Genomic DNA, 25,338 nt, shown 5'->3' with positions numbered 1-25,338 from the left:
TACCATGTGTCGAAACTAAGAATTGAATGAAAAAGCGATTTTATTTCTTGATAAATCACCTTGATTTCATTTTTGAAATTATTGAACCCCACGTATTGTATAATCTCAGCAGGTCACTTGCCCATGAAGTGGATCCATAACTTTATCTTTGCTCTTTCTATTTGCACTATCAGTTTGGTTGCCCTTTATAGTGTGCTTGGCGATACGCGAAAGCTGACCATTACACCTGAGCATTTCAATATCTATGCAACTAAAGATGCCAGTGAAGGAGGTGTGAGTGAGGCAGATATCACATACGATCGGCAAAGCCTAGTCCTTAGCTGTGAACTAAAGCAGAGCTCGTATGCTTGGCCTTACTGCGGAATCTCGGTTTATACCGATTCAGCAACGCCAACACAGGGTATTGACCTTTCCAACTACCATACGATTCGATTGAAGGTGCGATATGAAGAGGCAGGAATAGGGGCTAACCCTAGCCACGACCTACGTTTGTATCTTCGCAATTATAATTCTGAGTATTCCAAGCCGGACGACGAGTACACCATTAAATATAATGGCATGCAGTTTTCTCCGTCGGGTTCGAGCGATATTGTCGAAATTCCGATTAAAAATCTTCAGGTGATGACCTGGTGGTTAGCAGATAACGGAGTCGCGATTGAGCACTCTGCACCTGAATTTTCAAACATCACACGTATTGATATTGCAACTGGGTCTGGTGCGGCACTTGGTAAACATAGAATTGTGATTGATAAAATTGAGTTTGAAGGCGCTTACCTTGCGCAAGAAACATTGTTGTATGCATTATTACTCTCTTGGATGGCGCTTGGACTGGCTTTTTCACTGCATGAGTTACGAAAAAATAGAGTGGCTTATGAAAAAGCGCAAAAGCGTCACCGTCATTTGGAAAAGGTGAATGATACTTTGCGAGCTCAAAACTATGAGTTTGCAGAGCTAGCGCATCGAGATGCTTTGACGGGCGCGATGAACCGATATGCTGTGCAACACTGGCTGGAACAACAATCTCGTCAGGTTCGCTGGGGGCATAACACCTTCAGTATTCTCTATTTGGACTTGGATAAGTTTAAAAAGGTGAACGACAAATTTGGGCACCAAATGGGGGATGACATATTGCGCGAATTTGTCATGGTGGTAGCGACTTCTATTTACTCAGACGATCGACTCGTTCGTTGGGGCGGCGAAGAGTTTGTCGTATTTTGCCCTGATACCAATATTGAACAAGCGTTAGAGAAGGCAGAAATGATTCGCAAAAATGTGGAGGATCATTTGTGGGTGCACGGTGAATCATTAACTTGCAGTATTGGCGTTGCCCAAATGCAGAATGAACGCGTCTCAGAAACCATGGCGAGAGCTGACGAAGTGCTGTATCAGGCGAAGCGCAATGGTCGCAACCGAGTGGAAGCTCATTATGGTTTACTTGCTTGCGAAAAGAAGCAAGCCTGATAGCCGTTCACTAAAAGGAAAGAAAAAAGGTGGCCAACTGGCCACCAAGAGGGAAACTGCTGAACACCACTTAGGGGGGAAGTTTGGGTTATCGATACGATTACCGTGAGCAGCAGTGTAGTGCTAATCGAACTTGCTATTTTTACCAGAACAACCAAGCGAAAAGCGTTAGTGCAGCAATACAGGCAATGTTTAATACGAAACCAATTCGCATCATTTCTTTTTGCTTGATATGACCCGTACCGAACACAATCGCGTTTGGAGGTGTTGCAACAGGTAACATAAATGCACAAGATGCAGCGACGGCAATCAGTGCAGAGAGAATAACCGGAGACATGCCTAAGGCTTCTGCAATGGTCGCAAATACAGGGACAAGTAGCGCAGCACTGGCGGTGTTACTCGCAAACTCAGTCAAGAAGACAACAAAAGCAACCACTGCAAGAATCGTTAAGAGAATACCGGCTTGCTCAAGGAAGCCTGACAAGCTATGAGCCAAAAATACGCTTGTTCCGGTTGTTTTTAGGACGTTACTCAGACAGATACCACCACCAAATAGGATTAACACACCCCAGTCGGTTGTTTTCTCAATATCTTTCCACTCGACGGCGCGAGAAGCACCAAGTAGAAGGATGGCGCCAATAGCTACAAGAGTATCGAACTTCGCGAAGCCACCCAGCATAGCGTTAATAGGCTTACTGAATATCCACAACGTCACGGTCAGTAAGAAAATCGCCAACGTAATCATTTTGCCGTTTGTCCATTCGACTGGTTGATGGTCAAGGTCAAACTTGTGGCTAAGGTCAGGCTTAGTCATCGTGTACAATACGAGGATAGCGATTGGCATTAATACTAGGGAAATAGGTACACCAAACTTCATCCATTCAGTGAAGCTTAGGCCAACTTCAGCGGCTGCAATTGCGTTTGGTGGGCTACCAACCAGTGTTGCAATACCACCAATTGAAGCACTGTAAGCTATACCGAGTAGAACAAACAAAAAGGTGTTGTGGTTTTTCTTGGCGTCTAGCTTTGTCATCACACCCAGCACAAGCGGTAACATCATCGCGGCGGTGGCGGTGTTTGAAATCCACATTGACAGGCCAGCACTCACACCAAATAGCATGAATACAGCGACAGACATTTTTCCTCTTGCCAGCAATAGTACTTTATCTGCAATCGCTTGATCTAACTTTTGTTTATGTAGAGCCGCAGCTAGTGCAAAACCACCCAAAAATAGAAAAATGATGGAGTTGGAAAAGTTATTCAGTGCGGCTTGAGTGTTGAACACACCCAAAAATACCGCAAGTAGTGGTATGAGCAGCGCAGTGATGCTGACGTGAATCGCTTCGGTTAGCCACAAAATAGCAACAAAAACTAAGATGCTCAGGCCGGTTACTACTTGTGGTTCAAAGGGTAAGGTATTAAACAAGATAATGAACAATAGGATATTCGCGTTCAAAATCATGCTGTTGCGAGTGAAGAACCAATTCTTCAATGTCACAGCGAGTGCGGTCATGGGTAGTGCTCCTTTTGCATTGCCTTTTGTCGGTTTTTTTATGGCAAAGTAACTGACTTGTAGTTATTTATTGATGAAATGTTACTTTGAATGCGAAAAAGAGTTTTGCCTGAATCGTAGAGCAAATTAGAAAGTGTGATGTTGAGAATTGGAAATGGGTAGAAAACTACCCATTTGTTTTATAGAAATGTTACTAGGCTTGTGAGCCACGTTATTCCTCTATTCGACGGGGACTTGAAGAGGCTCGTTAGCTGCTTTATTTGGCTCTTTTACTGCGACGATAGGTTCTTGAGGGCCAAGAAACTTAGGCTGCGTATTGATAATATACAGGTCTAAAAACGCTTTCACACGGGCTAGCAGTTCTCGAACACGCATCGATGTTTTTTGCTTGTTGGCCGTCGGCCCTGCTACCGCGAGACACTGCGCATCAATGTTGTAAGCATCAGCGATGAACAGTGCGCGTTCGCAGTGAAAGCGTTGAGTCACAATCAGAAATCGCTCCGAAGCAAAAATTTTTTTTGCTCGTACAATCGAATCTAAGGTACGAAAGCCAGCATAATCAAGGTGAATCACTTCTTCAGGCACGCCTGCTTTAAGTAAGTCGCGTTTCATTGTCCACGGTTCGTTGTATGAACGGTGGGCGTTATCACCACTCAATAAAAACTGTTTTACTTTGCCTTGGTTGTAAAGCTCAATCGCCGCATTAATGCGATGAGTGTAGTAAGTGTTGAGGATCTTTCCGATGTATTTACTGGTACCAAGAACTACGGCAACCTCATGTTGAGGGATTTGCTCGTATTCAGTGAAAATGCTCTCTTTGGCTTGTAAAACCACCCACCGGTCGATGGCAATAACAGAAACAAGCAGACTAAGTGCAGAGATCGACAAAATCAAAGCAAATCGCTTCCAGGAAAATTTCAGCTTCCACTTTGATCTTATGCGAGAAAACAACAAAACGTTTTATATCCTTAACTAAAAATGTAGTTCTCATCATATCTGATAGAAACAAAAAGAGAGAAGCCCATTTATGCCAAAATCTGGTTAGGATGATAAAAAAATAAAAGCCCCTACATGGTAGGGGCTAATTATTAAACGAATTGTCTCAAGCTTAGAACGCAGTGCGTTTGTAGCGGCGGTAAACAGGTTGCCAGAACGACTGTTCAATCGCCACGTTCAATGCTTCATCAGTAATTTCTAATGCTACACCTTGTTCAATTGCCTTTTTACCAACGGCGAATGCGATTTTTTTCGATACTAAGTGGATCTCTTCCAGTGGTGGAAGTAGTGCACCACGACCATTGATTGCTAGAGGAGAACATGTTGCTAGCGCGCGGCTTGATTCCATTAGCATCTCGTCGGTGACACGTTTTGCATTGACAGCAAGTACACCAAGGCCAATGCCTGGGAAGATGTAGCTGTTGTTACATTGTGCAATAGGGTAAGTGCGACCTTCATGAACCACTGGCTCAAATGGGCTACCTGTTGCAACCAGTGCTTCACCATTTGTCCAACGAATGATGTCGTTCGGTGTCGCTTCCACGCGGCTTGTTGGGTTCGACAGTGGGAAGACAATCGGACGCTTACAGTGTTTATGCATTTCTTCGATGACTTCTTGGCTAAATAGGCCAGGCGCACCAGAAACACCAATTAATACCGTTGGCTTGGCGTTACGCATAACATCGAGTAGTGAGAATCCATTTCCTTCATTTTCCCACTCTTTCGTATTGGTATGCTTTTGCACCAAGCGTTGTTGGAAATCAAGAAGGTTAGGCATGCCTTCTTGTAACAGACCCCAACGGTCAACCATGTAAACTTGTGAGCGAGCTTGCTCGTCAGAAATTCCTTCCGATACCATTTGTGCGATGATCGCTTCTGCGATACCACAACCAGCAGACCCTGCGCCTAGGAAGGTAATACGTTGTTTAGAAAGCTGAGTTCCTGCTGCTTTACAAGCTGCAAGTAGAGAGCCAACAGTAACAGCAGCAGTACCCTGAATATCATCATTGAAGCAACACACGCGGTCTTTGTAACGCTCAAGAAGAGGCATCGCATTTTTCTGAGCAAAGTCTTCGAACTGGATCAAAGCATCTGGCCAACGGCGCTGTACCGCTTGGATAAACTCTTCTACAAATGCATCGTATTCTGCACCCGTAATACGAGGATGACGCCAACCCATGTACATCGGATCAGCTAAGCGTTGCGGGTTATTGGTACCCACATCAAGCACGATTGGTAGCGTGTAAGCAGGGCTGATACCACCACACGCGGTATATAGTGACAGTTTACCGATAGGAATACCCATGCCGCCGATACCTTGGTCACCCAAGCCAAGGATACGTTCTCCATCTGTCACAACAATCACTTTAACGTTGTGGTTTGCTGCGTTGTTCAGCAAGTCGTCAATACGGTCACGGTTTGGGTATGAAATGAACAGACCACGACCACGACGGTAAATGTTAGAGAAGTTTTCACATGCTGCGCCAACAGTCGGTGTGTAGATGATAGGCATCATCTCAGAAATGTGATTTTGCACTAGGCGGTAATACAATGTTTCGTTGGTGTCTTGGATATTACGCAGATAAATGTGCTTATCCATATCGCTTTCGAAACTTTTGTATTGCTGGTAGGCACGTTCCACCTGCTCTTGGATAGTTTCGGTCGACTCTGGAAGCAGACCTTCTAAGTTGAATGAACTACGTTCTTCAGCAGAGAATGCACTGCCTTTGTTCAAAAGAGGGGTTGCTAAAAGAGCCGGACCCGCATATGGAATATATAGTGGGCGTTTATCGTTGTTCATTGGGTGCCTTATGTAGGGTTGAAGGATGCGCACCAAATTTTAACGGGTTCACTATTTAGTTGTAAACATGCGTTGATGCACATCAATGTAATGTCGCAAAAAAATTCAGATACCGACGAAAATATCTGCAATATTGGTTGTTTATAGATACCTAAAGCAGGATTTTTTTACTTGGGTATAATGTTTTGCATCATCAAATCAAATCCAATTTCTATGTTTCAACTACCTATCGACAGCCTGCAAGCCGAGTTTGACCATCATGTAAGCCTTAACCATCTTGTGGTGGAAGCCGAAACCGGGTCGGGTAAATCTACCCGCTTGCCCATGTGGGCGGCAAAACACGGACGCGTTCTGGTTATTGAACCACGTCGAATTGCTTGTACCTCGCTGGCTGAATTTCTTGCGGAGCAATCTGGAGAGCCAATAGGTCGCAAAGTCGGTTACGCGATCAAGCTTCATGCCTACTTTGATGAAAAAACCGAAGTTGTATTTGTGACTCCGGGGGTTGCACTGCGTTGGTTTTCGGAAAACAAGCTAGCAGACTTTGATGTCGTGATAGTGGACGAATTTCACGAGCGACGCTGGGATATTGATCTATTAACCGCCATTTTGAAGCAAGAAAATCAACATCGATTGATCGTCACTTCCGCTACCTTAGAAGGCGAAAAGCTTTCTCGTTACCTGAATGCTAAGCGTCTGCGTTCGGAGGGACGTTGCTTTCCAGTCACGGTGACACATCGTTCCACAGACAGCCGCTATTTACCGAACAAAAAGGGATGTGAACAGGAGGTTGTCGGAGCGGTAAAAGAAGCACTGGAAGATGAAGATGGCGATATTCTTGTTTTTCTCCCAGGACGTAAAGAGATCGCCCAATGCGCGCAGATGCTACAAAGCAGCAGTGATGTCATGGTGGTTAAACTTCATGCCTCGGTCAGTGATGAAGAACGACATCGTGCGCTGACGGTACAAAAGCAACGGAAAGTCGTATTGGCAACCAACGTCGCGGAAACCTCTCTGACCATTCCTAATATCCGTGTGGTAATCGATAGTGGTTTAGAGCGCAGAACTGTACAACGAAATGGACGTACAGCACTGACATTAACCAACATTTCTAAGGCCAGTGCCGCGCAGCGAATGGGGCGAGCAGGTCGCGTTACCGAAGGGGCTTGTATTCGTCTATATGGTGAGCACGCGCCTTTAGAATTAGTGACGCCTCCAGAATTACACAGAGAAGAGCTCGTCGAGCCCATGCTGGCAGCGGCTTGTTGTGGGTACCGTCTCTCAACACTCGATTTTCTCGACTCAATTCCCCCAAAGTCGCTAGAGGCATCTCATTCGACGTTGTTATCCATGGAAGCGATTGATGAGGATGGCAATGTCACGCAGCACGGGAGAAAAGTATATCCACTACCCATTGATGCACTGTTTGCCGATCTCGTTACCAGAATTCAAGCGAAGCCAGAGAAGGAAGCAATGATTGATTTGGCTGCCGCCTTATCTGTGCCTGCGCAGCTCTATCAGCGACAAAGTGGTGAAGTTGCTGAGCTTCTATCTCAAGAGGAGCCATACGGATGTGATGCCTCTTTACTGATCCGTTTGGTTCGAGGGGAGCAACTCTCAGGCATTATCATTGACGCTAGCGCGCTCGAAGAGGCACAAGGTTTAGCGAAACAAATGCGAGAAGTGTTTGAATTGCCGGAACTTGACGTTGCCTCTCGATATAAACGTGAAGCGCTCTTTTTCTCCATCGCCTCATTGCACCCTGAGCTTGTGTTTGTCCGACGAGCTCGTCGAAGAGATGCCCTAGGAAATGGCGTAGTCGAGATGCTGGTTGGGCGTAACAGCCGCTTTCCTGATAAAGAAGAAGCGGCCATCGTGCTAGATAGCCATAGCGTGCCAGGACGAGGTGTTAAGCAAACACTAAACCTCGCATCGGTTATGATGCCTATCCCGCTGACGTTATTACGCGAACTTGAGCTAGGGGAGTGGCAACAAGGTGAGACGAATTATGAAGAGGAGACCCCAAGAGCAACGATGCACTTGGTCTACGCCGGACGAACAATCTGTACTGAACATCAAGCGTTAAAAGGTGATGTTGCTGTTCAGTCTATTGTCGAAATGATAGAAGACGAGACACTGTTACCAGGTTTTGCTTCTCAAAGAAAACAGCAAATCCAACACTGGAAACTCTACAACGCATTGGGCCTTAATGTCGAAGGAGAAGAGGTTAACGACTTGGCCTCCTTGACATTTTCTAGCTGGTTAAAGGATCAGTTGGAAACATTAGGCGTTGAAAACATCGATGATATGGCGTTGTTTGAACCAGAAGACTTAACATTTAATGGTGTTCCAGAATGGGAATACGACGATTTCACGGAGCAGTACCCTTTAGAACTTTCGCTGCCAGAACTCCAACTAGATGTCGAGTATTACGCGTCTCGCAAGCTGGTACAGGTCGTTTATCGAGAGGGAAACCGTAAGGGAGACCCGAAGCGTTGGGAGCTGCCACGCTGGGCTGGTTGGAAGATACAGTATAAAAAGGCCAGTCGAGTGATTGATGTGAAGTAGGTCGGCGGATGACGTTGTGACGAAAATGGATATTTTCTTGGTGAATCTATAATGATTTCATATTGATAGCGTTACTTACGTGTTGTTTTTAGTTTCTTAATTGAAATATTAATCAATTGAATGCTTATATATGGCGAAGCTGTACATCAGTTGTTACAAAGCTGGTTTTAATATTTCCTTTTGTATGTAAATTAGGGCATAAAAGACGAATGTTTTATATCCCATTGCTATATCAAAACAGTTGAACGATATTTGGTATATCTCATTTTCGAGTGTCGGGGGCATAGAATGGATCAACAAGGAAAGACGTGCATTGAATTCGACTACACTAGCTTTTTAGGAGCGACAGGTAGTAAAAAATGGACCTTTTTAGAGGCATTTGCCACCATCGCGCCTATTTTCGGTTTGATGTGGAAACAGAACATTGCGGAATTGAGCAAGCCTGAAGATCGGTTGTGGGATGCCGCATTAAAATCGATGTCTTCTCGTAAAAGTGATGAATCCAATTTGGTCCGCTTAACCCAGCTAGCTAAACATGAAGGGATCAATGAATTGCGAGTCGTTATGCCATATTCGCTCGACGTTCAGCAAATCGAGTACATAGAATCTCGCAGTCAGTTGAAAGTGGACACGTCAGAACAAGATGTTCTTAACATCAAGTTTTAGGCTGAGTATTTCCACTGCATCGATGTACTACTTAACAATAGTGCAATGAAAAGCGACCTCAAAGTAGGTCGCTTTTTTATTTTGAGGTTTTTGTCACAGGTCTTGGAAATGTGATGAATATAGAGTATTTGCACTTAAATTAACAAAAATGTAACGTTTGGAAATGCAATTGTCATAACTAGCTTCTAACTTTGTGTTTTTAGGACAAATTACCGACTAAGTGGTTGGTACTGTAAGTTCGAATTAACGTCCCTTATTGGCACACAAGGATGATTGAGTCACCACGTCATTTGGGCATAAAAACAAGCACAATAAGAAAGGAAGTCAATATGTCTTTGTCTCGTCGAGACTTTATGAAAGCAGCCTCTTCAACTGCGATTGTTACCGGGCTGGTGGGCTGTGGTAGCGATGCTAGTGAATCTGTTGCGGTTACCTTTGAGCACGGAGTGGCGAGTGGAGATCCTACTCAAACACAAGTAATCATTTGGACTCGTGTTACAACCTCAGCGAGCTACGCAGATGTAAGCTGGCAAGTTTCATCTAACGAAAATTTTACTGATATCGTGCAAAGTGGCACTTTTGCCACAGACACGAGCCGAGATTTCACGGTAAAAGTCGATGTTCAAAATCTCAACGCAAATTCTCGCTACTACTATCGATTCATGGTTGGAGATGTCACTAGCGAAGTCGGGCAAACTCAAACATTACCAGAGGGTGGTGTAGAAAAGGCATCCATGGCCGTTGTTTCTTGCGCAAACTATCCTGCTGGTTATTTCCATGTGTATCGAGAGATTTTAAATCAACATGAGCAAGACCCGTTTGATGTGGTGCTTCATCTCGGTGATTACATTTATGAGTATGGTGCTGGTGGCTACGCTAGTGAAGATGCTGAGGCACTAGGGCGAGAGCCAAGCAAAGGCACTGAATGTATTACCTTAGATGATTACCGAAAACGGTATGCGCAATATCGCCAAGATGCTGATCTGCAAGCGTTACATGCGAGCCTACCAATGATTGCTGTCTGGGATGACCATGAGCTTGCAAATGATACTTGGAAAAATGGTGCGGAAAACCATCAAGAAGAGGAAGGCAGTTTTAATGATCGTCGTGCAGCAGCTGCTGCCGCGTGGACAGAATGGTTGCCCGTTCGTGAAAACACTTTCTCAAACATGCTGATTTACCGTCAGTTTTCGTTTGGAAGTTTAGTCAATTTGATGATGCTCGACACGCGACTTGTGGGGCGTGATAAACCGTTGGATTATTTCTCGCTCAGCTCACCAACGATGGAAGCTATTGGCGGTTTAGTTGCTCAGTCGCGCAGTCAAGACCGAGAGCTGTTAGGCGGTGACCAACTCGCTTGGCTGATGGATGCGTTCAGTACGCACGACGCAACTTGGAATGTGCTAGGGCAACAAGTGTTAATGTCTCGTATGGAGTTGCCAAGTTCGGTTATGACCGCGATGTTTCAATTGTTTACTGCCACTGAAGAACAAAAAACAGAGGCGTTATTAGCGGTAAACTCTGCGATTACGGGTTATCTCTCTGACCCAAGTTTAGATACCATTGCTTTGCCATATAACCTAGATGCATGGGATGGTTACTACGTTGAGCGAGAGAACGTTTATCAACTGGCCAAAGCCAGCAGTGGTAATTTTGTCTGTTTGGCAGGAGATACGCACAACGCATGGGCAAGTGAGCTTAAAGACGTATCTAAGTATCCTATCGGGGTAGAGTTTGCGACTAGCTCTGTGAGTTCCCCTGGGTTAGAGGCCTACCTCGCGTTAGACCCTGTCGCGATCGCTCAAATGGAATACACGCTGCCGCACTTAGTGTCAGAATTACAGTGGGCAGACATCAAACAGCGTGGCTTTATGCGTGTTACTTTTACGCCCGACAAAGCAGAGTCGACCTGGTATTTCGTATCAACGATTAAAGACAAAACATATCAGGTGACGACTAAGTCAGCCTCTACAACAGATGGCACTACGTTAAACATCAGCTAAACTGAACCTAATACGAAAAAAGTCCGCAAGCTAGTGCGGACTTTTTGTTGGAAAGCGTTTAGCAATCTAGCGACAGTGCTAGTCAATCAATCCGTATTCTTTGCTCAGAACTTCGATGATTTCCGCTTTCGGATTCTCACTCAAATGAATCGGCTTGCCTGTAATCTTCTCGGCAATACCAATGTAGGTGCTCGAAATCGCCATCAAAGATTCGACGGGTAAAGCATTATCACGAGCGAGTGCTTCGCGCTCTGGCATACGTTCTTTGTTTAGCAAGATATCTGGGTCAGGGAAGTGGTTAATTAGGAACTGGCGGAAACCTTCTTTTGAGTTCTCTACGATGTGACCTGCTTGGTACTCTTTAGCATCCCATATACGAGACGAGTCTGGTGTACCCACTTCATCCATGTAAATCAGCTTTTCATTGCCAGCAGCATCATGAACATAACCAAATTCGAATTTGGTATCGACAAAGATTTGGTCGATTGCTTCTAATGCTTGGCTGATAACGTTAAAGCCGTCTTTCAGCAGTTTTTCGTAGAGTGCGATATCGTCAGCGCTTGAGAAGTTAAATGCTTCGTAGTTGTCTACGATGTTTTGACGAGTAATATTTACGTCATCCGCTTCTGGCACACCGGGAATGCCTTTTAGAATGCCTTTTGTGGATGGGGTCATTAGCAATTCTGGAAGTGCTTTGTCTTTTTCTAACCCTTCAGGAAGTTGGATTCCACAAAACTCTCGCTCGCCATTTGCGTAAGCGCGCCACATCGAACCCGTGATGTATTTGCGGCAGATGGCTTCGATTTTTACCGGTTTGGCTTTTTGTACAATCCAAACAAAAGGGTGAGGAATGTCTAGAATATGGCTATCTGCTAAGCCATTTTCTTTGAACAGTTTGAACCAGTGATTAGAAATCGCATTAAGCGCCGCCCCTTTACCCGGGACACCATTAAGACCACCTTCAGCATGCCAAATACAATCGAATGCAGAGATTCGGTCGCTAATCACCATGATAGCCAAAGGCGCATCTGGAGCGACATTGTATCCTTTTTCTTTGATCAGTCGGGCGCTGTCTTCTTCAGTTAACCAGTAAACTGAACGAACTTTTCCACTATGAACGGGTTTATGGGTGCGAATTGGCAGGTCGTCATTGACGGCAAGTACTTGATTAGCAAGGCTCATTGCGACATTCCTATCATCTTAATCAAACGTCAGAAAGAGAAGATATTCAGCAAAATGTGGGCGCTGAATAAATCGAATGTGGGCATCATACCAGAACTATTTTAACTCGCCAGAGAAAAAGCAAACGTTTGCCTGTTTTCTTTAATACAAAAAAATGCCCCCTTAAAAAGGAGGCGAGATGCAGGATAGATAACGTCGAACTTATTAGTGGTACTTATTAACTCTGCCTTCGACGAAAAAGACTTCACACTGATAGCGCTGCGCCATGTCGCGCAACATAGATTGATTCATAAGTGCAATTTTATTTGATGCAACAACAGCACTGGCATTGCCTGATCGGATGGCTTTGATCACGATCTCGACTTCTGAAAGCTGTTGAGAGGGCTTCATTTGAATAACGTTTTTACAGCAAATATTAGAAGCAGTGAGTTGTTCAAAGTCTGGACGAGGGCAGTCTGCTGTAAACAAAATCCATTGTTTCTGCTGCGATAAAACAGCCAGCTTAGATAGAAGCTGATCCGAAACGGCCATGGGCTTAGTTGCTTGTGCCAATACGTTGTAACGAGAGTATGTATGAGATTGACTTTGTAACTGCATCTTACTGTTCCTTTATACATGCTGTATGTGTATACAGTAGTTTGTTTTGGTGACCTGATCAACCAGTTTCTCAAAAGTTATTTGCGGTTTTTTGAGAAGGAAATAAAAGGATTTGATTCTAAGTAATTGAATTTATGTGGTTGTTTTTCATTTTTGATATGTCTAACATCAATTTAAAAATGTGAGGTGAGTAGAAAACTGGACGAGAGACATACAGGGGTTTACTACTGTATATACAGGTGTTTTTCACGGACAATGGTTTGTATACAGTGGGAGAGGGCTGATAACCGATGCGACGTGCTATGTAAGATAGGAGGGAATACGAGATAGAGATTGGAAATAGGGCTTGGCCGATCAAAAAAGCGCCTTAAAAGGCGCCTTTGAAAATCAGTTCCGTTGATTCCGTCTTGCTTAGCTCGCTCGTTGCAAGCGTTCGCGCATTTGTAATTCGCCTTGGTTAAATAGGCGCACGTCGATTTTCGCCATATCGTAGCAAGCTTTACATGAGTAGTGGTGCTTGCCATCTAAATAATCGTGACGAGTTACAAGGCTAGGTTTTTTACACCAATCACAGGTGCCTTCTTCAGTGAACATTGATTTTCTCCCCACCTAGATTAATTTGAGTCGTTAGGTGTTATTTTGCGCCGGGCATTATGGCATAAAAGCGCGACTTAAGTTAAATGTCTGTTAATTTCTTTGAGAGGGAGATCGATTGCGGTGCTTGATTATATGGGAATAAAAGCATGACAGCCAAAGTATCCTGACCTATTTTTACTGTTTTGTAACATTTTGTGAGACGAGCTTAAAGGCATGATTGAGTCGCTTCATTTCTTCTTCACTGCCTCTTGTGTCCGGATGATAAAGCTTTGATAGCTGTCTATAGCGTAGCTTGATTGCTTGTAAATCAGGGATGTGTTGTGGTGTGTAGCCAAACATAGCACACGCGACGCTTAGCTTATGGTTTTCTGCCTGAGTTTTGGATTTCTTAAATTCTCTGAATACTTTCTCTAGCTGACGCTTCAGTTGCTTGTTCGTAAACTCTAGCTCTTTTATTTGTTCCGCCATTCGTTGATTTTGGTTTTCCTCTTTGGCTTCACGCGCTTTTCTATTCTGCTTAAGTTTCTTGATCACGAGAAAACTTAAGCCGCTGATGATGAGTATCGCCGCTAGCCAAATCAGCCATAGAAACTGCGAGTGTTCTACTTTGGGGGTTGCAACTGTGCTTTTTTCTTCTTGTGTTTGCTCCGCCTTTTTATCGAGCGACTTTATTTGCGAGACTTGTTTAGCTCGCAGTTGGTTGAAGCGCAGCTCTAACAGTTGATTATAAGCTTGTTCTGCTGCTGGATTATGCTGAGAAGCCATTTGATACAAGGCTTCAGTCAATTGAGAAGTTGTGACCTTATCTGGATTGCGCTGAATAAAATCGGCGAGAAGAAAGCCACGATCGGTTGGGTCATTGAGTGCGATAGAGGTTAGCCAATATAACGCTTGTGTTTCATTTTTTTCGCCATTTATCCCTTTAGCAAAGTCGTTCGCGAGCTGTTTTTGTGCAGGGAGGTAACCTTGGTTGGCGGATTGCTCTAGCCAGTAGCGCGTTTCTGGTGAGGCTTCAGCTTCGTTTGATGCCAATAATTGTTGTGCGTACTCGTATTGTTCGATGGGGTCATTTGGAGCTTGAGAGGCAAGTGAGTAGCCAGAAAAGCTAAGGCTAAATAAGCAGAGTAGGGCAGACGTTTTGACAGACATTAATATGTCAGGCCTAACGATAATGGTTAGGCCTGCTCCGGTAATTTTTTATTATTACCGTTATGGTGCAACCAAATTACTTCAGTGGCAAGATCTGGATTTCAACACGACGGTTGCACGCACGACCTTCAGAAGTTTGGTTTGAGCAAATTGGGTTACGTTCGCCGTAGCCGCGTGCAATTGCACGACCAGGTGCAACGTTTTGAGATACTAGGAATTGACGTACGGACTCTGCACGGCGCTCTGACAACGTTTGGTTGTATGACTCACTGCCTGTGCTATCCGTGTAACCATCAATAACGAGACTGGTATCTGGGTACTCAACTAGGATGCGAGCAACACCGCGTAGAGTGTTATGGATACTAGCATCAAGTTGGTAAGAGCTTGAAGAGAAGCCGATACCGTTTTCCATACGCAGTAAAAGCTGATTTTCACCAACACGCTGAACTTGTACGCCAGAGTTTAGCAAAGCGCGACGTAATTCCGCTTCTTGTTGGTCAAAGTAGTAACCAACGCCAGCGCCAGTCGCTCCGCCTGCGGCTGCACCAATGAGTGCATGCTGACGACGTTCTTTAGCATCATCACCCGTTGCTAGGCCGATTGCTGCGCCAGCGATCGCACCAATAAGTGCGCCTTGCGTGGTGGAGTTAGTTTCGTATTCACCCGTTGTTGCATTTTGGCGTTGAGTGGCTTGACAGCCAGTAAGAGCTAGCACTAGAGCTAGTGCAATAGGCATCTTTTTCAAGGGAAAATCTCCGTATAAAACTGAGGCGAAACCATGCCTCATAATGGGATGCGAATTATGAATAAACAAGCATTAATATTTGTTATGAGAAAGTAAGATTGATAAGAGTTTCTGTAAGAAAATTCCTATCAATACTGCCAAAGCTCTCAAAGTAAGCCCCATAGACATCGAAGTCATTGCTGCTTATGTGAATCCTTTACTATCCTGGCTATTTCGATGAATCGCCCAACATTTTGCGTGCTTGTTCGCCGCCCACTCCACGGTTAACTGAAACCTTTCTACCTTTCTTTAAGCCCACTTCGTAGTCTTCAGTTAGGTTTTTCATCGCTTCTTTCAATTGCTTCTTGAACGTTTCGCGGTCAATGTTTTGGAATTCTTTATCAATATAGTCATTAATTTTATTGGCCGACTCTTCATCTGGAGAAATAATTGGCAATTTTTCAATCGCGCCTTCCACCCAGCCAGATACAAATGAGTTCACACGGCGAGTCACTTCCTGAGAAGAGGTGCCGGTGCCAGCAAAGCTGTTTCGGAATTGTCCGGTACTTTCGTTCATCTCGCGATAAACAATATCGAAAGCAAATGCAGCAAAAATAGCGCGATCTGCTTCACCGATAAATTCGACACGTTTGAGCCCTTTGTGATTCAACAATACTGCTTCGACACCGAATTTTGTGTTAATGCCGCGAATCACTCGCAATATGGTAGAACTGATGTTCGCTGGTAGCAGATGAGAAGATTGTGTTTTTCCCATTCTGATGAACTCAATATCGTCTTTATCGAGACCATATTTAAGCATGAGGCGATGTGCCATTTTGATAGCATTGGCAGCCTCATTAACATTAGCGGAATTGCCCAGTTCTAAGCACTTGGCGATTTTTTTCAGAGCTTTTTGTTTATCCATCGACAACCAGTAACGAAAGCAGAAAATTTATGAAGTCAGACATATTACCTTTTTTGACATAAAAACGAAATACAAGGTGGGACTGAAGATAATTTCTGCACATAAAAAGAAGCCTCGCATTAAGCGAGGCTGGCGTTTTAGTTCGTCGTAATCAGTATGAAGTCGTACTTGTGTCTAAGAAGCCATTCTTCATTAAGATTCGTTAGAATTACAACCCGAGCTGGTTGAGCAAGTCATCGGCATCATCGTTTGATCCCGACGATTTAGATTCTTTCTCAGCCAACTGTTTACGTGTTGCCTCTAAAATGTCGTCTGGGTTTTCGTCTTCAGCAACTTCAAACTCTTCCAGTTGGATGAACTCAGTTTTATCCATTGCTAGTTCGAGATAGAAAATATTGTTGTTTTCGGTGGAGAACGTCACTCTGCGCGCTTGAGGGCGGTCAAGGTTGGTATCAACTTGTAAGATAACTTGCTTATTCAGCGCTAGCATTTTTGGTTGGTTTTGTGTGATGTTCGTTTGCAGGTCTTTACGAATTTTATTAGTGAAGTCTCCGACCAGTTGATTCATGAGTTCACCCAGAACATCGCCTACCTCGTCAGAAGTATGAGATATTGCCAGTTCTTCTTCTGGCATGCCCATATTACGCATGTAGTTCGTGTAAATCTCCAGTGCGGCTTTTGCCGTAAAATTAATCACAACTAGCCCGGTAAATCCGCCATCAAACAGAACAAAACAGCCAAAATCTGGTTTGAGGCTAGTCTTGTGGATTTTTTGCACCATTGCTGAATAATTTACTTGAGAAGATGTCGCCGAAGTAAGTACGCCAGAAACAGACTGGCAAAGTTTGAGAAGGATATCTTCAGTGGTCACAATTTTATTTTTTTTCATTCTGAAAACTCATCTAGAAACGCGATTCGTTCCCCAATGTAAGGCATCAAGCGTGAAAAAATAAAGCATAAGTTTAATTATTGTATCGAGATTCTGATTTGCTCGTCTTTTTAAATGTTGTAAAGTGACGAAATTCAAAGAATATTACTTCACTAACTCTTTTGTGGTGTTTTTTTCGCTTAGCGCCAATTTGTATGAGAAGTGAGCAAATAATTACATAACCCGCAGCTGATCGGATCAGCGTCGTAGGGGCAGGAAGCAAATGTTACCAAGATTACACTCGCAAACTGATGTCGATCCTCTTGTTCTTAGTTTTCTGAAAGAGCTTGAGCACGCCGGATTCACTGGTGATATCGAAAGCCAATATTCAAGCCGACTAGCGGTTGCCACTGACAACAGTGTTTACCAGCAACTTCCTCAGTCTGTCGTTCATCCCAAAACGACAGAAGATGTTTCTCTCCTCGGGAAACTGAGCAATAAAGAAAAGTACGAACGAATTACCTTTTCACCTCGTGGTGGCGGCACAGGGACCAATGGTCAGTCGCTAACCAAAGGTATTGTGGTGGATATGTCTCGTCACATGAACAAAGTGCTTGAGATTAATGAGAAAGAAGGCTGGGTTCGTGTACAAACTGGTGTAGTGAAAGACCAGTTAAATGACGCTGTTCGCCCTTATGGCTACTTCTTCTCTCCAGACTTATCTACCAGTAACCGTGCAACGATTGGCGGCATGGTCAACACCGATGCTTCTGGTCAAGGTTCTCTGAAATACGGAAAAACATCCGATCATGTTTTGTCGCTACAAGCGGTGTTTGCTGATGGTTCAATTTTAGAGTCGGACTTGTCTCATGGTTACCCAAAAGAAGGCGAGTTTGCTGCCAAGGCGCTACGTGTAACGGAATTCGTATGTCGTGAAAAACGCCAGCAGATCGTAGATAAGTTTCCTCCTCTTAACCGATTTTTAACGGGCTACGATTTAAAAAATGCCTTGAATGACGACGGTAACCGTTTCGATATCACACGAGTGTTGTGTGGTGCGGAAGGTTCATTGGCATTTATTACCGAAGCGAAGCTAAATCTGACGCCAATTCCGAAAGCACGTACTTTGGTTAACGTTAAATACAACAGCTTTGACTCTGCGCTCCGTAATGCACCGTTGATGGTCGAAGCGAAAGCGCTATCTGTAGAAACCGTTGACTCGAAAGTGCTTAATCTCGCGAAGCAAGATATCGTCTGGCACACCGTGAGTGATTTGCTTACCGATGTTCCAAATAAAGAGATGCTTGGCATCAATATGGTGGAATATGCAGGTCAGGACGAAGAAGAAGTTGCAGCGCAGGTTGCAGCGCTGACCGCCAAGCTCGATACCATGTTGGAAACAGAAGAAGCGGGCATTATCGGCTACCAAGTTTGTAACGATGTAGCGAGCATTGGGCGTATTTACAACATGCGTAAAAAAGCGGTGGGTTTGTTAGGCGCAGCAAAAGGTCGTGCTAAACCGGTCGCATTCGCTGAAGATACCTGTGTGCCACCAGAAAACCTGGCGGACTTCATTGTAGAGTTTCGAGAACTGTTAGACAGCAAGTCTCTGAATTACGGCATGTTTGGTCACGTCGATGCTGGGGTGCTTCACGTACGTCCTGCGTTGGATTTGTGTGACCCGCACCAAGAAGCATTGATGCACGAAGTTTCTGATGAAGTGGTCAAGCTGGTGGCGAAATACGGCGGTTTGATGTGGGGTGAACACGGCAAAGGTTTCCGTTCAGAATATGGCCCTGAGTTTTTCGGCGACGAGTTGTTTACTGAACTGAGACGTGTGAAAGCTGCATTCGATCCACACAACAAAATGAACCCGGGCAAAATCTGTACACCGCTGGATAGTGATGCAGAGCTTGTCAAAGTTACCGATACCAAACGTGGTTACTATGACCGTCAGATTGACGTTCAAGTACGTGACAGCTTTAAACAAGCGATGGAATGTAACGGTAACGGTTTGTGTTTTAACTACGATACTAGCTCGCCAATGTGTCCATCGATGAAAGTAACAGCCGATCGTCGTCATTCACCGAAAGGTCGTGCGGGTTTGGTTCGCGAGTGGTTGCGTCAGCTCACTGAGCAAGGCATTGATATTCTTGACTTAGAAAAGCAAACACTAGAAAACAAAACATCAATCAAAACCATGGTTGACCGCGTACGTCATTCTATCAATCGTCGTCACGAGTATGACTTCTCTCACGAAGTGTATGAAGCGATGAATGGTTGTTTGGCGTGTAAAGCGTGTGCGAGTCAGTGTCCGATTAAAGTCGATGTTCCGAGCTTTCGCTCGCGCTTTTTAAACATCTATCACTCTCGTTACCAACGTCCTGCAAAAGACTATCTGGTTGCGAACATTGAGACTATGCTGCCGATGATGGCGAAAGCGCCAGGTGTCGTAAATGGTGTTTTGAAGCAGTCGTGGGTGAAAAGTTTAACGGCATCTACGGTCGGGTATGTCGATGCGCCGTTGTTATCAGTACCCACCTTGAAACAACGAGTAGAGTCGCTGACAACGCCTTATGATCTGCAAGCGCTCAGTGGTTTGTCTTCGTCTGAAAAGAGCAAGCATGTTTTAATTGTTCAAGACCCATTCACTAGTTACTACGACGCTGATGTCGTTGAAGACTTCGTTAAGTTATTGAAAAAGCTGGGTATGAATCCGGTGCTTCTGCCGTTTAAGCCGAATGGTAAAGCACAACACATTAAAGGGTTTTTACGTCAGTTTAAGGACACAGCAGCCGACACAGCGAAGTTCTTGGCGATGGTAGCGGATTTGGATATCCCATTAGTTGGCGTCGATCCTGCTTTGGTGCTGTGTTATCGAGATGAATACACTGAAGTGCTTGGCAGTAAGCGAGGTAATTTCGATGTACTAACAGCCCACGAATGGCTTTACCCAAGACTAGAAGCGTTTGAAAGCGGAGAGCATAAGGCGCAGGAACCTTGGTATCTGTTTGCTCACTGTACTGAGAAAACCAAAATGCCAAATGCGGAAAAAGAGTGGGGCGCTATTTTTGCTCACTTTGGTGCAGTTTTGAATACGGTACCTGTTGGTTGTTGTGGTATGGCGGGTACGTTTGGTCATGAGGTTGATAAGTTGTCGATGTCGAAAGACATTTACAATTTAAGCTGGAAGCCGAGCTTAGATAAGTTGGATAACGAGAGATGTTTGATTACAGGCTATTCTTGCCGCAGCCAAGTTAAACGCTTTGAAGGAACGAAGCCCAAGCATCCCGTTCAGGCATTGTTAACTTTGTTGTAATCGGACTAAATCAAGCCCAGTTTTACTGGGCTTTTTAGAAACCGTATTTAGACCCTTTCAAAGGATATGAATCTTGAGAAAACTTGAACTCAAAGTCCCACCTGTTGTGGTGTTTTTGCTAGTCATACTTTTGATGTACGGACTTAAAGTTTTGACGCCGAGCATGAACATTCGAGTACCCTTTGTTGAATTTGTAGTAGGTGTATTAACTTTGTTGTCTGGCTACATGGGCATTGCTGGCGTGTATGAATTTCGCAAAGTAAAAACCACAGTGAACCCAGTAAAACCTGAAGCGGCATCTTCTGTTGTAAGAACTGGTGTGTTTGCCTTTTCACGCAACCCTATGTACACGGCATTATTGCTTCTAATCATAGCAACTGGTTTGTGGTGGCAGCACTTGAGTGTGGTGCTTTGTGGCGTGATATTTGTCAGTTATATGAATCGGTTTCAAATCAAGCCTGAGGAACGCGTTTTAGAGCGATTGTTTGGTGAAGAGTATGTGGATTATAAAAATCATGTTCGTCGTTGGCTCTAAGCATTGCATTTAGTTTTGTTTGGATGAGACATAAAAAGAAAGCCCAACGGTAGACGTTGGACTTTCTTTTAGTAAACACATTTTTTGTGCGCTTCTGATAGGGCAGTCGACTAGGCTGCCTTAACGAACTTTGCTAGGAATGCATCCTTACGTTCATTAAAGCGGCGTACAAGGTCGTCAACCGCTTCTTGGTCATATGGCTTCAAGCCACTTGCAACCATGCGCTTAATACCTTTACCAACGACTTCACCGTCTTCTTTAAACGCAAAGTTTAAGGTGACTACACCTCGTTTTCCTTCTACGTCGAATGTTGCGCCAGTGAAATCCACCTCTGGATGCGTAAGGTCTAAGCGTGAAAATTCGACTTCCATGCTTTCATAAATAACTAATGGACGCTGGCAGTTAATCATCATTTGCTTCTCTTCCATAAGAGGAACCATGATGTGAGGGAAGTTCATACCAGAAAATTGCACGTAATTTGTCACTACATGCTCAATAAATGCCGGATCGTGGTTAGTTTCACCTTCACGGGACATGTGTAAGTATTCTTTACCTGCCTCGTCAACAACAGCGCTTTCTTTGTCACACTTATTTTCAATATGAAGTGCTACACCATCGTTTACCATGCCAGAGAAGTTAAAACGCATCTTTTGGCTAACGCCTTCTTTACTAAGAAGCACAGCGAAAAGTAAATCTCCAGGGACACAAAAGCGTTTGTTGTCTTCATCATGAATTGGGTTGTAGTCACCTGCGACACGTTTTGCAAAGTGGCTTGCTTGTTCGCGAGTGAACTGAAACTGGTGATTAGTGTTTGAAAAATAAGGTGTTAGAAACATAATTTTTACGTAGTAACCAAAACTGTGTGGGATTATATGCGAATATCTGCGTAGCAATGGTCCATCCAGTGAAAACTTCACCGTATCCTAACAATAAGACACTATTTCGGCGGATAAACCGTTAAAAACGCATACTTTAGCAACGCTTTTATTTGTGAAAACAATAAACAACGACCTTTTCGCTCGCCTATCTTTTAAAGTATAGCCATCAAAGTAGACAGGCGTTCATAAATAGTGCCATCAACATGTTTAATCGTATGTAAAAAGGCTCCACGCTGAACGTAGAGCCTTCAAGTCATTATCTGTTTATTCGATGAAATGCCAGTTATGCTTGGTTATTGAACGCTTGGTAACAAGCTCTCTGGCATGAGCGTGTTGTGGATAGCCAGCTTAAGCAGAGTATTTGCCTGTTCAATGTCTGGAGCAAAGTAGCGATCTTTATCGTAGAACGATACTTTTTCACGCAACATTTGTTTCGCAATCTCAATACGCTCAGAGGACTTGTTTGGTGCTCTAAAGTCTAGGCCTTGTGCTGCTGAGAGGTATTCTACCGCCAGAATACCGCGAGTGTTTTCGCCCATTTCTTTCAATCTGCGAGCCGCGAATGTTGCCATTGACACGTGATCTTCTTGGTTTGCAGATGTTGGCAAGCTGTCTACTGACGCTGGGTGAGCGAGCGTTTTGTTTTCACTTGCTAACGCAGCAGAGGTCACCTGAGCGATCATGAAACCAGAGTTCACACCACCATTGTCGACTAAGAACGGTGGCAGTTTTGATAGCGCGCTATCGATAAGTAATGCCATACGACGTTCAGACAAGCTGCCGATCTCGGCAATCGCAAGTGCTAGGTTGTCGGCTGCCATTGCAACAGGCTCCGCGTGGAAGTTACCGCCAGAGATGATGTCACCATCTTCAGCAAACACCAACGGATTATCTGATACGGAATTCGCCTCTACTTGTAATACTTCGGCCGCATTGCGGATTTGCTGTAAACACGCGCCCATCACTTGAGGCTGACAGCGCAAAGAATACGGGTCTTGCACTTTTTCACAGTTAGTGTGCGAATCACCTATTTCACTCGATGTGTCTAACAAATGACGGTATGCGAGTGCTGCGTCCATCTGGCTGCGATGACCACGTACACGGTGAATGCGCGGATCGAATGGACGTCGGCTGCCGAGAGCGGCTTCAACAGACATTGCACCACAAACGGTTGCTGATGCGAAAAGGTCTTCCGCGATAAACAGGCCTTCCAATGCGAACGCTGTGGATGCCTGAGTCCCATTTAGTAGCGCTAAGCCTTCTTTTGGCGCCAGAGTGATAGGCTCTAGACCTGCGATTTTTAATGCTTCTTGCCCGGAAATGATTTTACCGTTGTGGCGAGCTTGTCCTTCTCCCAGTAATACAGTGCTCATATGGGCTAGAGGAGCTAAGTCACCTGATGCGCCAACAGAGCCCTTTTTAGGTACACAAGGGTAAACTTGTGCGTTGACTAGGTCGGTCAGCATATTAATGACTTTTAGGCGAATCCCAGAAAAGCCACGAGACAGACTATTGATTTTTAATACCATCATCAGACGAACCGTTTCATCTGACATAAACTCACCGATACCTGCCGCATGAGAAAGAACGATACTGCGTTGCAGTGTTTCTAAATCTTCTGGTGCTATTCGTGTGTTAGCCAATAGCCCAAAACCAGTGTTAATTCCGTAAACCGTTCGATCTTCCGCGATGACTCGGTCTACGACCTGTGTGCTTTCTTCAATGGCCGGAATGGCTTCAGGATCCAAAGTAAGGTTGACTGGTGAACGGCTCACTTGGCGTAGTTCGTTTAAGCTAATATGACCTGGCTTTAGCGTTAAATTTAACATCTCTTTCATCCTTACTTGAGCTTCTTCAGTTCTTCGTTGAGCATTGGCAAATCTAGCCCTTGCTCTGCTGCACATTGTTTAGCGATATCGTATCCCGCATCAGCATGACGCATAACGCCTGTTGCTGGGTCGTTATGCAGCACGCGGGCAATACGTTCTGAGGCATCTTCACTGCCGTCACAGCAGATAACCATACCTGAGTGTTGCGAGAAGCCCATACCTACGCCACCACCGTGGTGTAGTGAAACCCAAGTTGCGCCGCCCGCCGTGTTGAGTAGCGCGTTTAATAATGGCCAGTCTGATACGGCGTCAGAACCGTCCATCATACCTTCGGTTTCACGGTTCGGGCTTGCTACAGAGCCAGAATCTAAGTGATCTCGACCAATGACAACGGGCGCTTTAAGTTCGCCATTTTTCACCATTTCGTTGAATGCTTGACCAAGACGCTCACGATCTTTAAGACCAACCCAGCAAATACGCGCAGGTAAACCTTGGAACTGGATGCGTTCGCGAGCCATATCTAGCCAGTTATGTAAGTGCGGATTATCTGGAATTAGCTCTTTTACTTTTTGGTCGGTTTTATAAATGTCCTCAGGATCGCCAGAGAGAGCAGCCCAACGGAAAGGACCGATACCTTCACAGAATAGAGGACGAATGTAGGCTGGAACGAAGCCAGGGAAATCAAATGCGTTTTCTACGCCTTCTTCCAAGGCCATCTGGCGGATGTTGTTACCGTAGTCGAGTGTTGCGGCGCCGCGATTTTGCAGCTCTAACATCGCTTGAACTTGCACAGCCATGGATTTTTTCGCTGCTTTTACGACCATTGCTTCATCTTGCAAACGCATTTCTGCTGCGTGAGACATGCTCCAGCCTTGTGGTAAATAGCCATTGAGCGGGTCGTGTGCAGACGTTTGGTCTGTTACGACATCAGGCGTGATATTACGTTCTACCAGCTCAGAGAAAACGTCTGCTGCATTACCTAGTAGACCAACCGATACTGGTGTGTCTGACTCTTTAATGATAGCTAGCGCTTCATCTAAAGAAGTCGCTTTCTTATCGACATAGCCTGTACGTAGGCGGTAATCGATACGTGATTCATCACACTCTACTGCAATCATGGAGAAGCCCGCCATTGTACCAGCGAGAGGTTGAGCACCACCCATGCCACCGAGACCACCTGTTAGAATCCAACGGCCCTTTGCTTCACCGTCAAAGTGTTTTTTTGCAACAGATACGAACGTTTCGTATGTGCCTTGTACGATACCTTGCGAGCCAATGTATATCCAGCTGCCAGCGGTCATTTGGCCGTACATCATCAAGCCTTGTTTATCGAGCTCGTTGAAGTGTTCCCAGTTTGCCCAATGCGGAACAAGGTTTGAGTTTGCGATAAGCACGCGTGGAGCATTTTTATGGGTAGGGAAAACACCAACAGGCTTGCCTGATTGAACTAAAAGCGTTTGGTCATCTTCGAGTCTTTCAAGTACTTCAACAATCTTGTCGTAACATTCCCAGTTTCGCGCTGCTCGGCCAATGCCGCCATATACAACCAGTGAATGTGGATGTTCTGCAACATCAAGATCAAGGTTGTTCATCAGCATACGAAGAGGGGCTTCGGTTAGCCAAGATTTTGCGCGCAGTTTATCTCCGTGAGGTGCACGAATTGTTCTGCTTGTATCAAGTCGTGGATCTTGTCCCTGGCGCTGTGTCATTTCAGACTCCTTTAGTTT

19 protein-coding genes are annotated in these 25,338 nt (G+C 44.7%); 6 read left to right on the top strand and 13 right to left on the bottom strand.

Going from position 1 to position 25,338, the window contains the following annotated elements:
* The first annotated feature begins 123 nt into the window (after positions 1 to 123).
* Entirely contained in the window at positions 124 to 1,461 is a 1,338-nt protein-coding gene (locus tag UQW94_RS16485; RefSeq protein WP_031781257.1) for a GGDEF domain-containing protein, read from the top strand.
* Positions 1,462 to 1,603: 142 nt separating this feature from the next.
* Here UQW94_RS16485 and UQW94_RS16480 read toward each other — a convergent pair whose 3' ends face one another.
* From UQW94_RS16480 to UQW94_RS16470, 3 genes are all read right to left on the bottom strand, one after another.
* Positions 1,604 to 2,974 (bottom strand): SLC13 family permease, encoded by a 1,371-nt coding sequence (locus UQW94_RS16480; RefSeq protein WP_130546003.1) that lies wholly within the window; start codon positions 2,972 to 2,974, stop codon positions 1,604 to 1,606.
* 219 nt (positions 2,975 to 3,193) lie between these two features.
* Positions 3,194 to 3,928: a SanA/YdcF family protein gene (locus tag UQW94_RS16475; RefSeq protein ID WP_213898167.1), complete on the bottom strand. Its 735-nt coding sequence runs from the start codon at positions 3,926 to 3,928 to the stop codon at positions 3,194 to 3,196.
* A gap of 154 nt (positions 3,929 to 4,082) precedes the next feature.
* On the bottom strand, positions 4,083 to 5,771 hold the full coding sequence (locus UQW94_RS16470; protein WP_005377977.1) for an NAD-dependent malic enzyme: 1,689 nt from the start codon (positions 5,769 to 5,771) through the stop codon (positions 4,083 to 4,085).
* Between the two features lie 213 nt (positions 5,772 to 5,984).
* On the opposite strand from UQW94_RS16470, the gene UQW94_RS16465 reads away from it, so the two are divergent.
* The 3 genes from UQW94_RS16465 to UQW94_RS16455 all read left to right on the top strand — a co-directional run bounded on the left by UQW94_RS16465 (position 5,985) and on the right by UQW94_RS16455 (position 11,008).
* Entirely contained in the window at positions 5,985 to 8,339 is a 2,355-nt protein-coding gene (locus UQW94_RS16465) for a helicase-related protein (protein WP_213898177.1), read from the top strand.
* 288 nt (positions 8,340 to 8,627) lie between these two features.
* Positions 8,628 to 9,005 carry a hypothetical protein gene (locus tag UQW94_RS16460; protein ID WP_005377965.1) on the top strand — a complete coding sequence of 126 codons (378 nt, stop codon included), beginning with the start codon at positions 8,628 to 8,630 and terminating at the stop codon, positions 9,003 to 9,005.
* Positions 9,006 to 9,334: 329 nt separating this feature from the next.
* Entirely contained in the window at positions 9,335 to 11,008 is a 1,674-nt protein-coding gene (locus UQW94_RS16455) for an alkaline phosphatase D family protein (protein WP_213963939.1), read from the top strand.
* Between the two features lie 78 nt (positions 11,009 to 11,086).
* On the opposite strand, the gene UQW94_RS16450 is transcribed toward UQW94_RS16455, so the two are convergent.
* The 7 genes from UQW94_RS16450 to UQW94_RS16420 all read right to left on the bottom strand — a co-directional run bounded on the left by UQW94_RS16450 (position 11,087) and on the right by UQW94_RS16420 (position 17,071).
* Positions 11,087 to 12,190, bottom strand: a complete 1,104-nt coding sequence (locus UQW94_RS16450; RefSeq protein ID WP_017634860.1) for a phosphoribosylaminoimidazolesuccinocarboxamide synthase — start codon at positions 12,188 to 12,190, stop codon at positions 11,087 to 11,089.
* 204 nt (positions 12,191 to 12,394) lie between these two features.
* A complete protein-coding gene (locus tag UQW94_RS16445) occupies positions 12,395 to 12,787 on the bottom strand; it encodes a SulA-like leucine-rich domain-containing protein (RefSeq protein WP_005377962.1) in 393 nt (130 codons plus the stop codon).
* 411 nt (positions 12,788 to 13,198) lie between these two features.
* On the bottom strand, positions 13,199 to 13,381 hold the full coding sequence (locus tag UQW94_RS16440) for a hypothetical protein (RefSeq protein ID WP_005377960.1): 183 nt from the start codon (positions 13,379 to 13,381) through the stop codon (positions 13,199 to 13,201).
* Between the two features lie 177 nt (positions 13,382 to 13,558).
* On the bottom strand, positions 13,559 to 14,533 hold the full coding sequence (locus UQW94_RS16435; protein ID WP_322142413.1) for a J domain-containing protein: 975 nt from the start codon (positions 14,531 to 14,533) through the stop codon (positions 13,559 to 13,561).
* A 76-nt stretch (positions 14,534 to 14,609) separates the two neighbouring features.
* Positions 14,610 to 15,269: an OmpA family protein gene (locus tag UQW94_RS16430; protein ID WP_005377956.1), complete on the bottom strand. Its 660-nt coding sequence runs from the start codon at positions 15,267 to 15,269 to the stop codon at positions 14,610 to 14,612.
* A gap of 217 nt (positions 15,270 to 15,486) precedes the next feature.
* Positions 15,487 to 16,182 carry a DUF2786 domain-containing protein gene (locus UQW94_RS16425; RefSeq protein ID WP_005377954.1) on the bottom strand — a complete coding sequence of 232 codons (696 nt, stop codon included), beginning with the start codon at positions 16,180 to 16,182 and terminating at the stop codon, positions 15,487 to 15,489.
* Positions 16,183 to 16,390: 208 nt separating this feature from the next.
* Positions 16,391 to 17,071 carry a DUF3334 family protein gene (locus tag UQW94_RS16420; RefSeq protein WP_005388843.1) on the bottom strand — a complete coding sequence of 227 codons (681 nt, stop codon included), beginning with the start codon at positions 17,069 to 17,071 and terminating at the stop codon, positions 16,391 to 16,393.
* A gap of 262 nt (positions 17,072 to 17,333) precedes the next feature.
* On the opposite strand from UQW94_RS16420, the gene UQW94_RS16415 reads away from it, so the two are divergent.
* Together UQW94_RS16415 and UQW94_RS16410 are read left to right on the top strand one after the other, a co-directional pair.
* Entirely contained in the window at positions 17,334 to 20,369 is a 3,036-nt protein-coding gene (locus UQW94_RS16415) for an FAD-binding and (Fe-S)-binding domain-containing protein (protein ID WP_322142412.1), read from the top strand.
* Between the two features lie 73 nt (positions 20,370 to 20,442).
* The gene (locus UQW94_RS16410; RefSeq protein ID WP_005377951.1) at positions 20,443 to 20,904 is read left to right on the top strand and encodes a methyltransferase family protein; all 462 of its coding nucleotides are present in this window, start codon (positions 20,443 to 20,445) and stop codon (positions 20,902 to 20,904) included.
* Between the two features lie 110 nt (positions 20,905 to 21,014).
* On the opposite strand, the gene UQW94_RS16405 is transcribed toward UQW94_RS16410, so the two are convergent.
* The 3 genes from UQW94_RS16405 to hutU form a co-directional block, all read right to left on the bottom strand.
* Entirely contained in the window at positions 21,015 to 21,740 is a 726-nt protein-coding gene (locus UQW94_RS16405; protein WP_017821813.1) for a DUF3581 domain-containing protein, read from the bottom strand.
* A 335-nt stretch (positions 21,741 to 22,075) separates the two neighbouring features.
* Positions 22,076 to 23,611 (bottom strand): histidine ammonia-lyase, encoded by a 1,536-nt coding sequence (hutH, locus tag UQW94_RS16400; RefSeq protein ID WP_017821814.1) that lies wholly within the window; start codon positions 23,609 to 23,611, stop codon positions 22,076 to 22,078.
* Between the two features lie 11 nt (positions 23,612 to 23,622).
* A complete protein-coding gene (gene hutU, locus UQW94_RS16395) occupies positions 23,623 to 25,320 on the bottom strand; it encodes a urocanate hydratase (RefSeq protein WP_322142411.1) in 1,698 nt (565 codons plus the stop codon).
* Positions 25,321 to 25,338: the final 18 nt, after the last annotated feature.

Source organism: Vibrio sp. PBL-C16 (genome assembly GCF_034321865.1).
Taxonomy (GTDB): Bacteria; Pseudomonadota; Gammaproteobacteria; order Enterobacterales; family Vibrionaceae; genus Vibrio; species Vibrio alginolyticus.
Note: the sequence above shows the minus strand (reverse complement) of the source record. Positions and strands in the feature narration are given on the sequence as shown.

Coding starts and splice junctions, on each gene's coding strand:
- UQW94_RS16465 (WP_213898177.1), top strand. CDS start 5,985: ATGTTTCAACTACCTATCGACAGCCTGCAAGCCGAGTTTGACCATCAT.
- UQW94_RS16405 (WP_017821813.1), bottom strand. CDS start 21,740: ATGTTTCTAACACCTTATTTTTCAAACACTAATCACCAGTTTCAGTTC.
- hutH (WP_017821814.1), bottom strand. CDS start 23,611: ATGTTAAATTTAACGCTAAAGCCAGGTCATATTAGCTTAAACGAACTA.
- UQW94_RS16460 (WP_005377965.1), top strand. CDS start 8,628: ATGGATCAACAAGGAAAGACGTGCATTGAATTCGACTACACTAGCTTT.
- UQW94_RS16480 (WP_130546003.1), bottom strand. CDS start 2,974: ATGACCGCACTCGCTGTGACATTGAAGAATTGGTTCTTCACTCGCAAC.
- UQW94_RS16420 (WP_005388843.1), bottom strand. CDS start 17,071: ATGAAAAAAAATAAAATTGTGACCACTGAAGATATCCTTCTCAAACTT.
- UQW94_RS16455 (WP_213963939.1), top strand. CDS start 9,335: ATGTCTTTGTCTCGTCGAGACTTTATGAAAGCAGCCTCTTCAACTGCG.
- UQW94_RS16435 (WP_322142413.1), bottom strand. CDS start 14,533: ATGTCTGTCAAAACGTCTGCCCTACTCTGCTTATTTAGCCTTAGCTTT.
- UQW94_RS16415 (WP_322142412.1), top strand. CDS start 17,334: ATGTTACCAAGATTACACTCGCAAACTGATGTCGATCCTCTTGTTCTT.
- UQW94_RS16440 (WP_005377960.1), bottom strand. CDS start 13,381: ATGTTCACTGAAGAAGGCACCTGTGATTGGTGTAAAAAACCTAGCCTT.
- UQW94_RS16425 (WP_005377954.1), bottom strand. CDS start 16,182: ATGGATAAACAAAAAGCTCTGAAAAAAATCGCCAAGTGCTTAGAACTG.
- UQW94_RS16445 (WP_005377962.1), bottom strand. CDS start 12,787: ATGCAGTTACAAAGTCAATCTCATACATACTCTCGTTACAACGTATTG.
- UQW94_RS16485 (WP_031781257.1), top strand. CDS start 124: ATGAAGTGGATCCATAACTTTATCTTTGCTCTTTCTATTTGCACTATC.
- UQW94_RS16430 (WP_005377956.1), bottom strand. CDS start 15,269: ATGCCTATTGCACTAGCTCTAGTGCTAGCTCTTACTGGCTGTCAAGCC.
- UQW94_RS16450 (WP_017634860.1), bottom strand. CDS start 12,190: ATGAGCCTTGCTAATCAAGTACTTGCCGTCAATGACGACCTGCCAATT.
- UQW94_RS16470 (WP_005377977.1), bottom strand. CDS start 5,771: ATGAACAACGATAAACGCCCACTATATATTCCATATGCGGGTCCGGCT.
- hutU (WP_322142411.1), bottom strand. CDS start 25,320: ATGACACAGCGCCAGGGACAAGATCCACGACTTGATACAAGCAGAACA.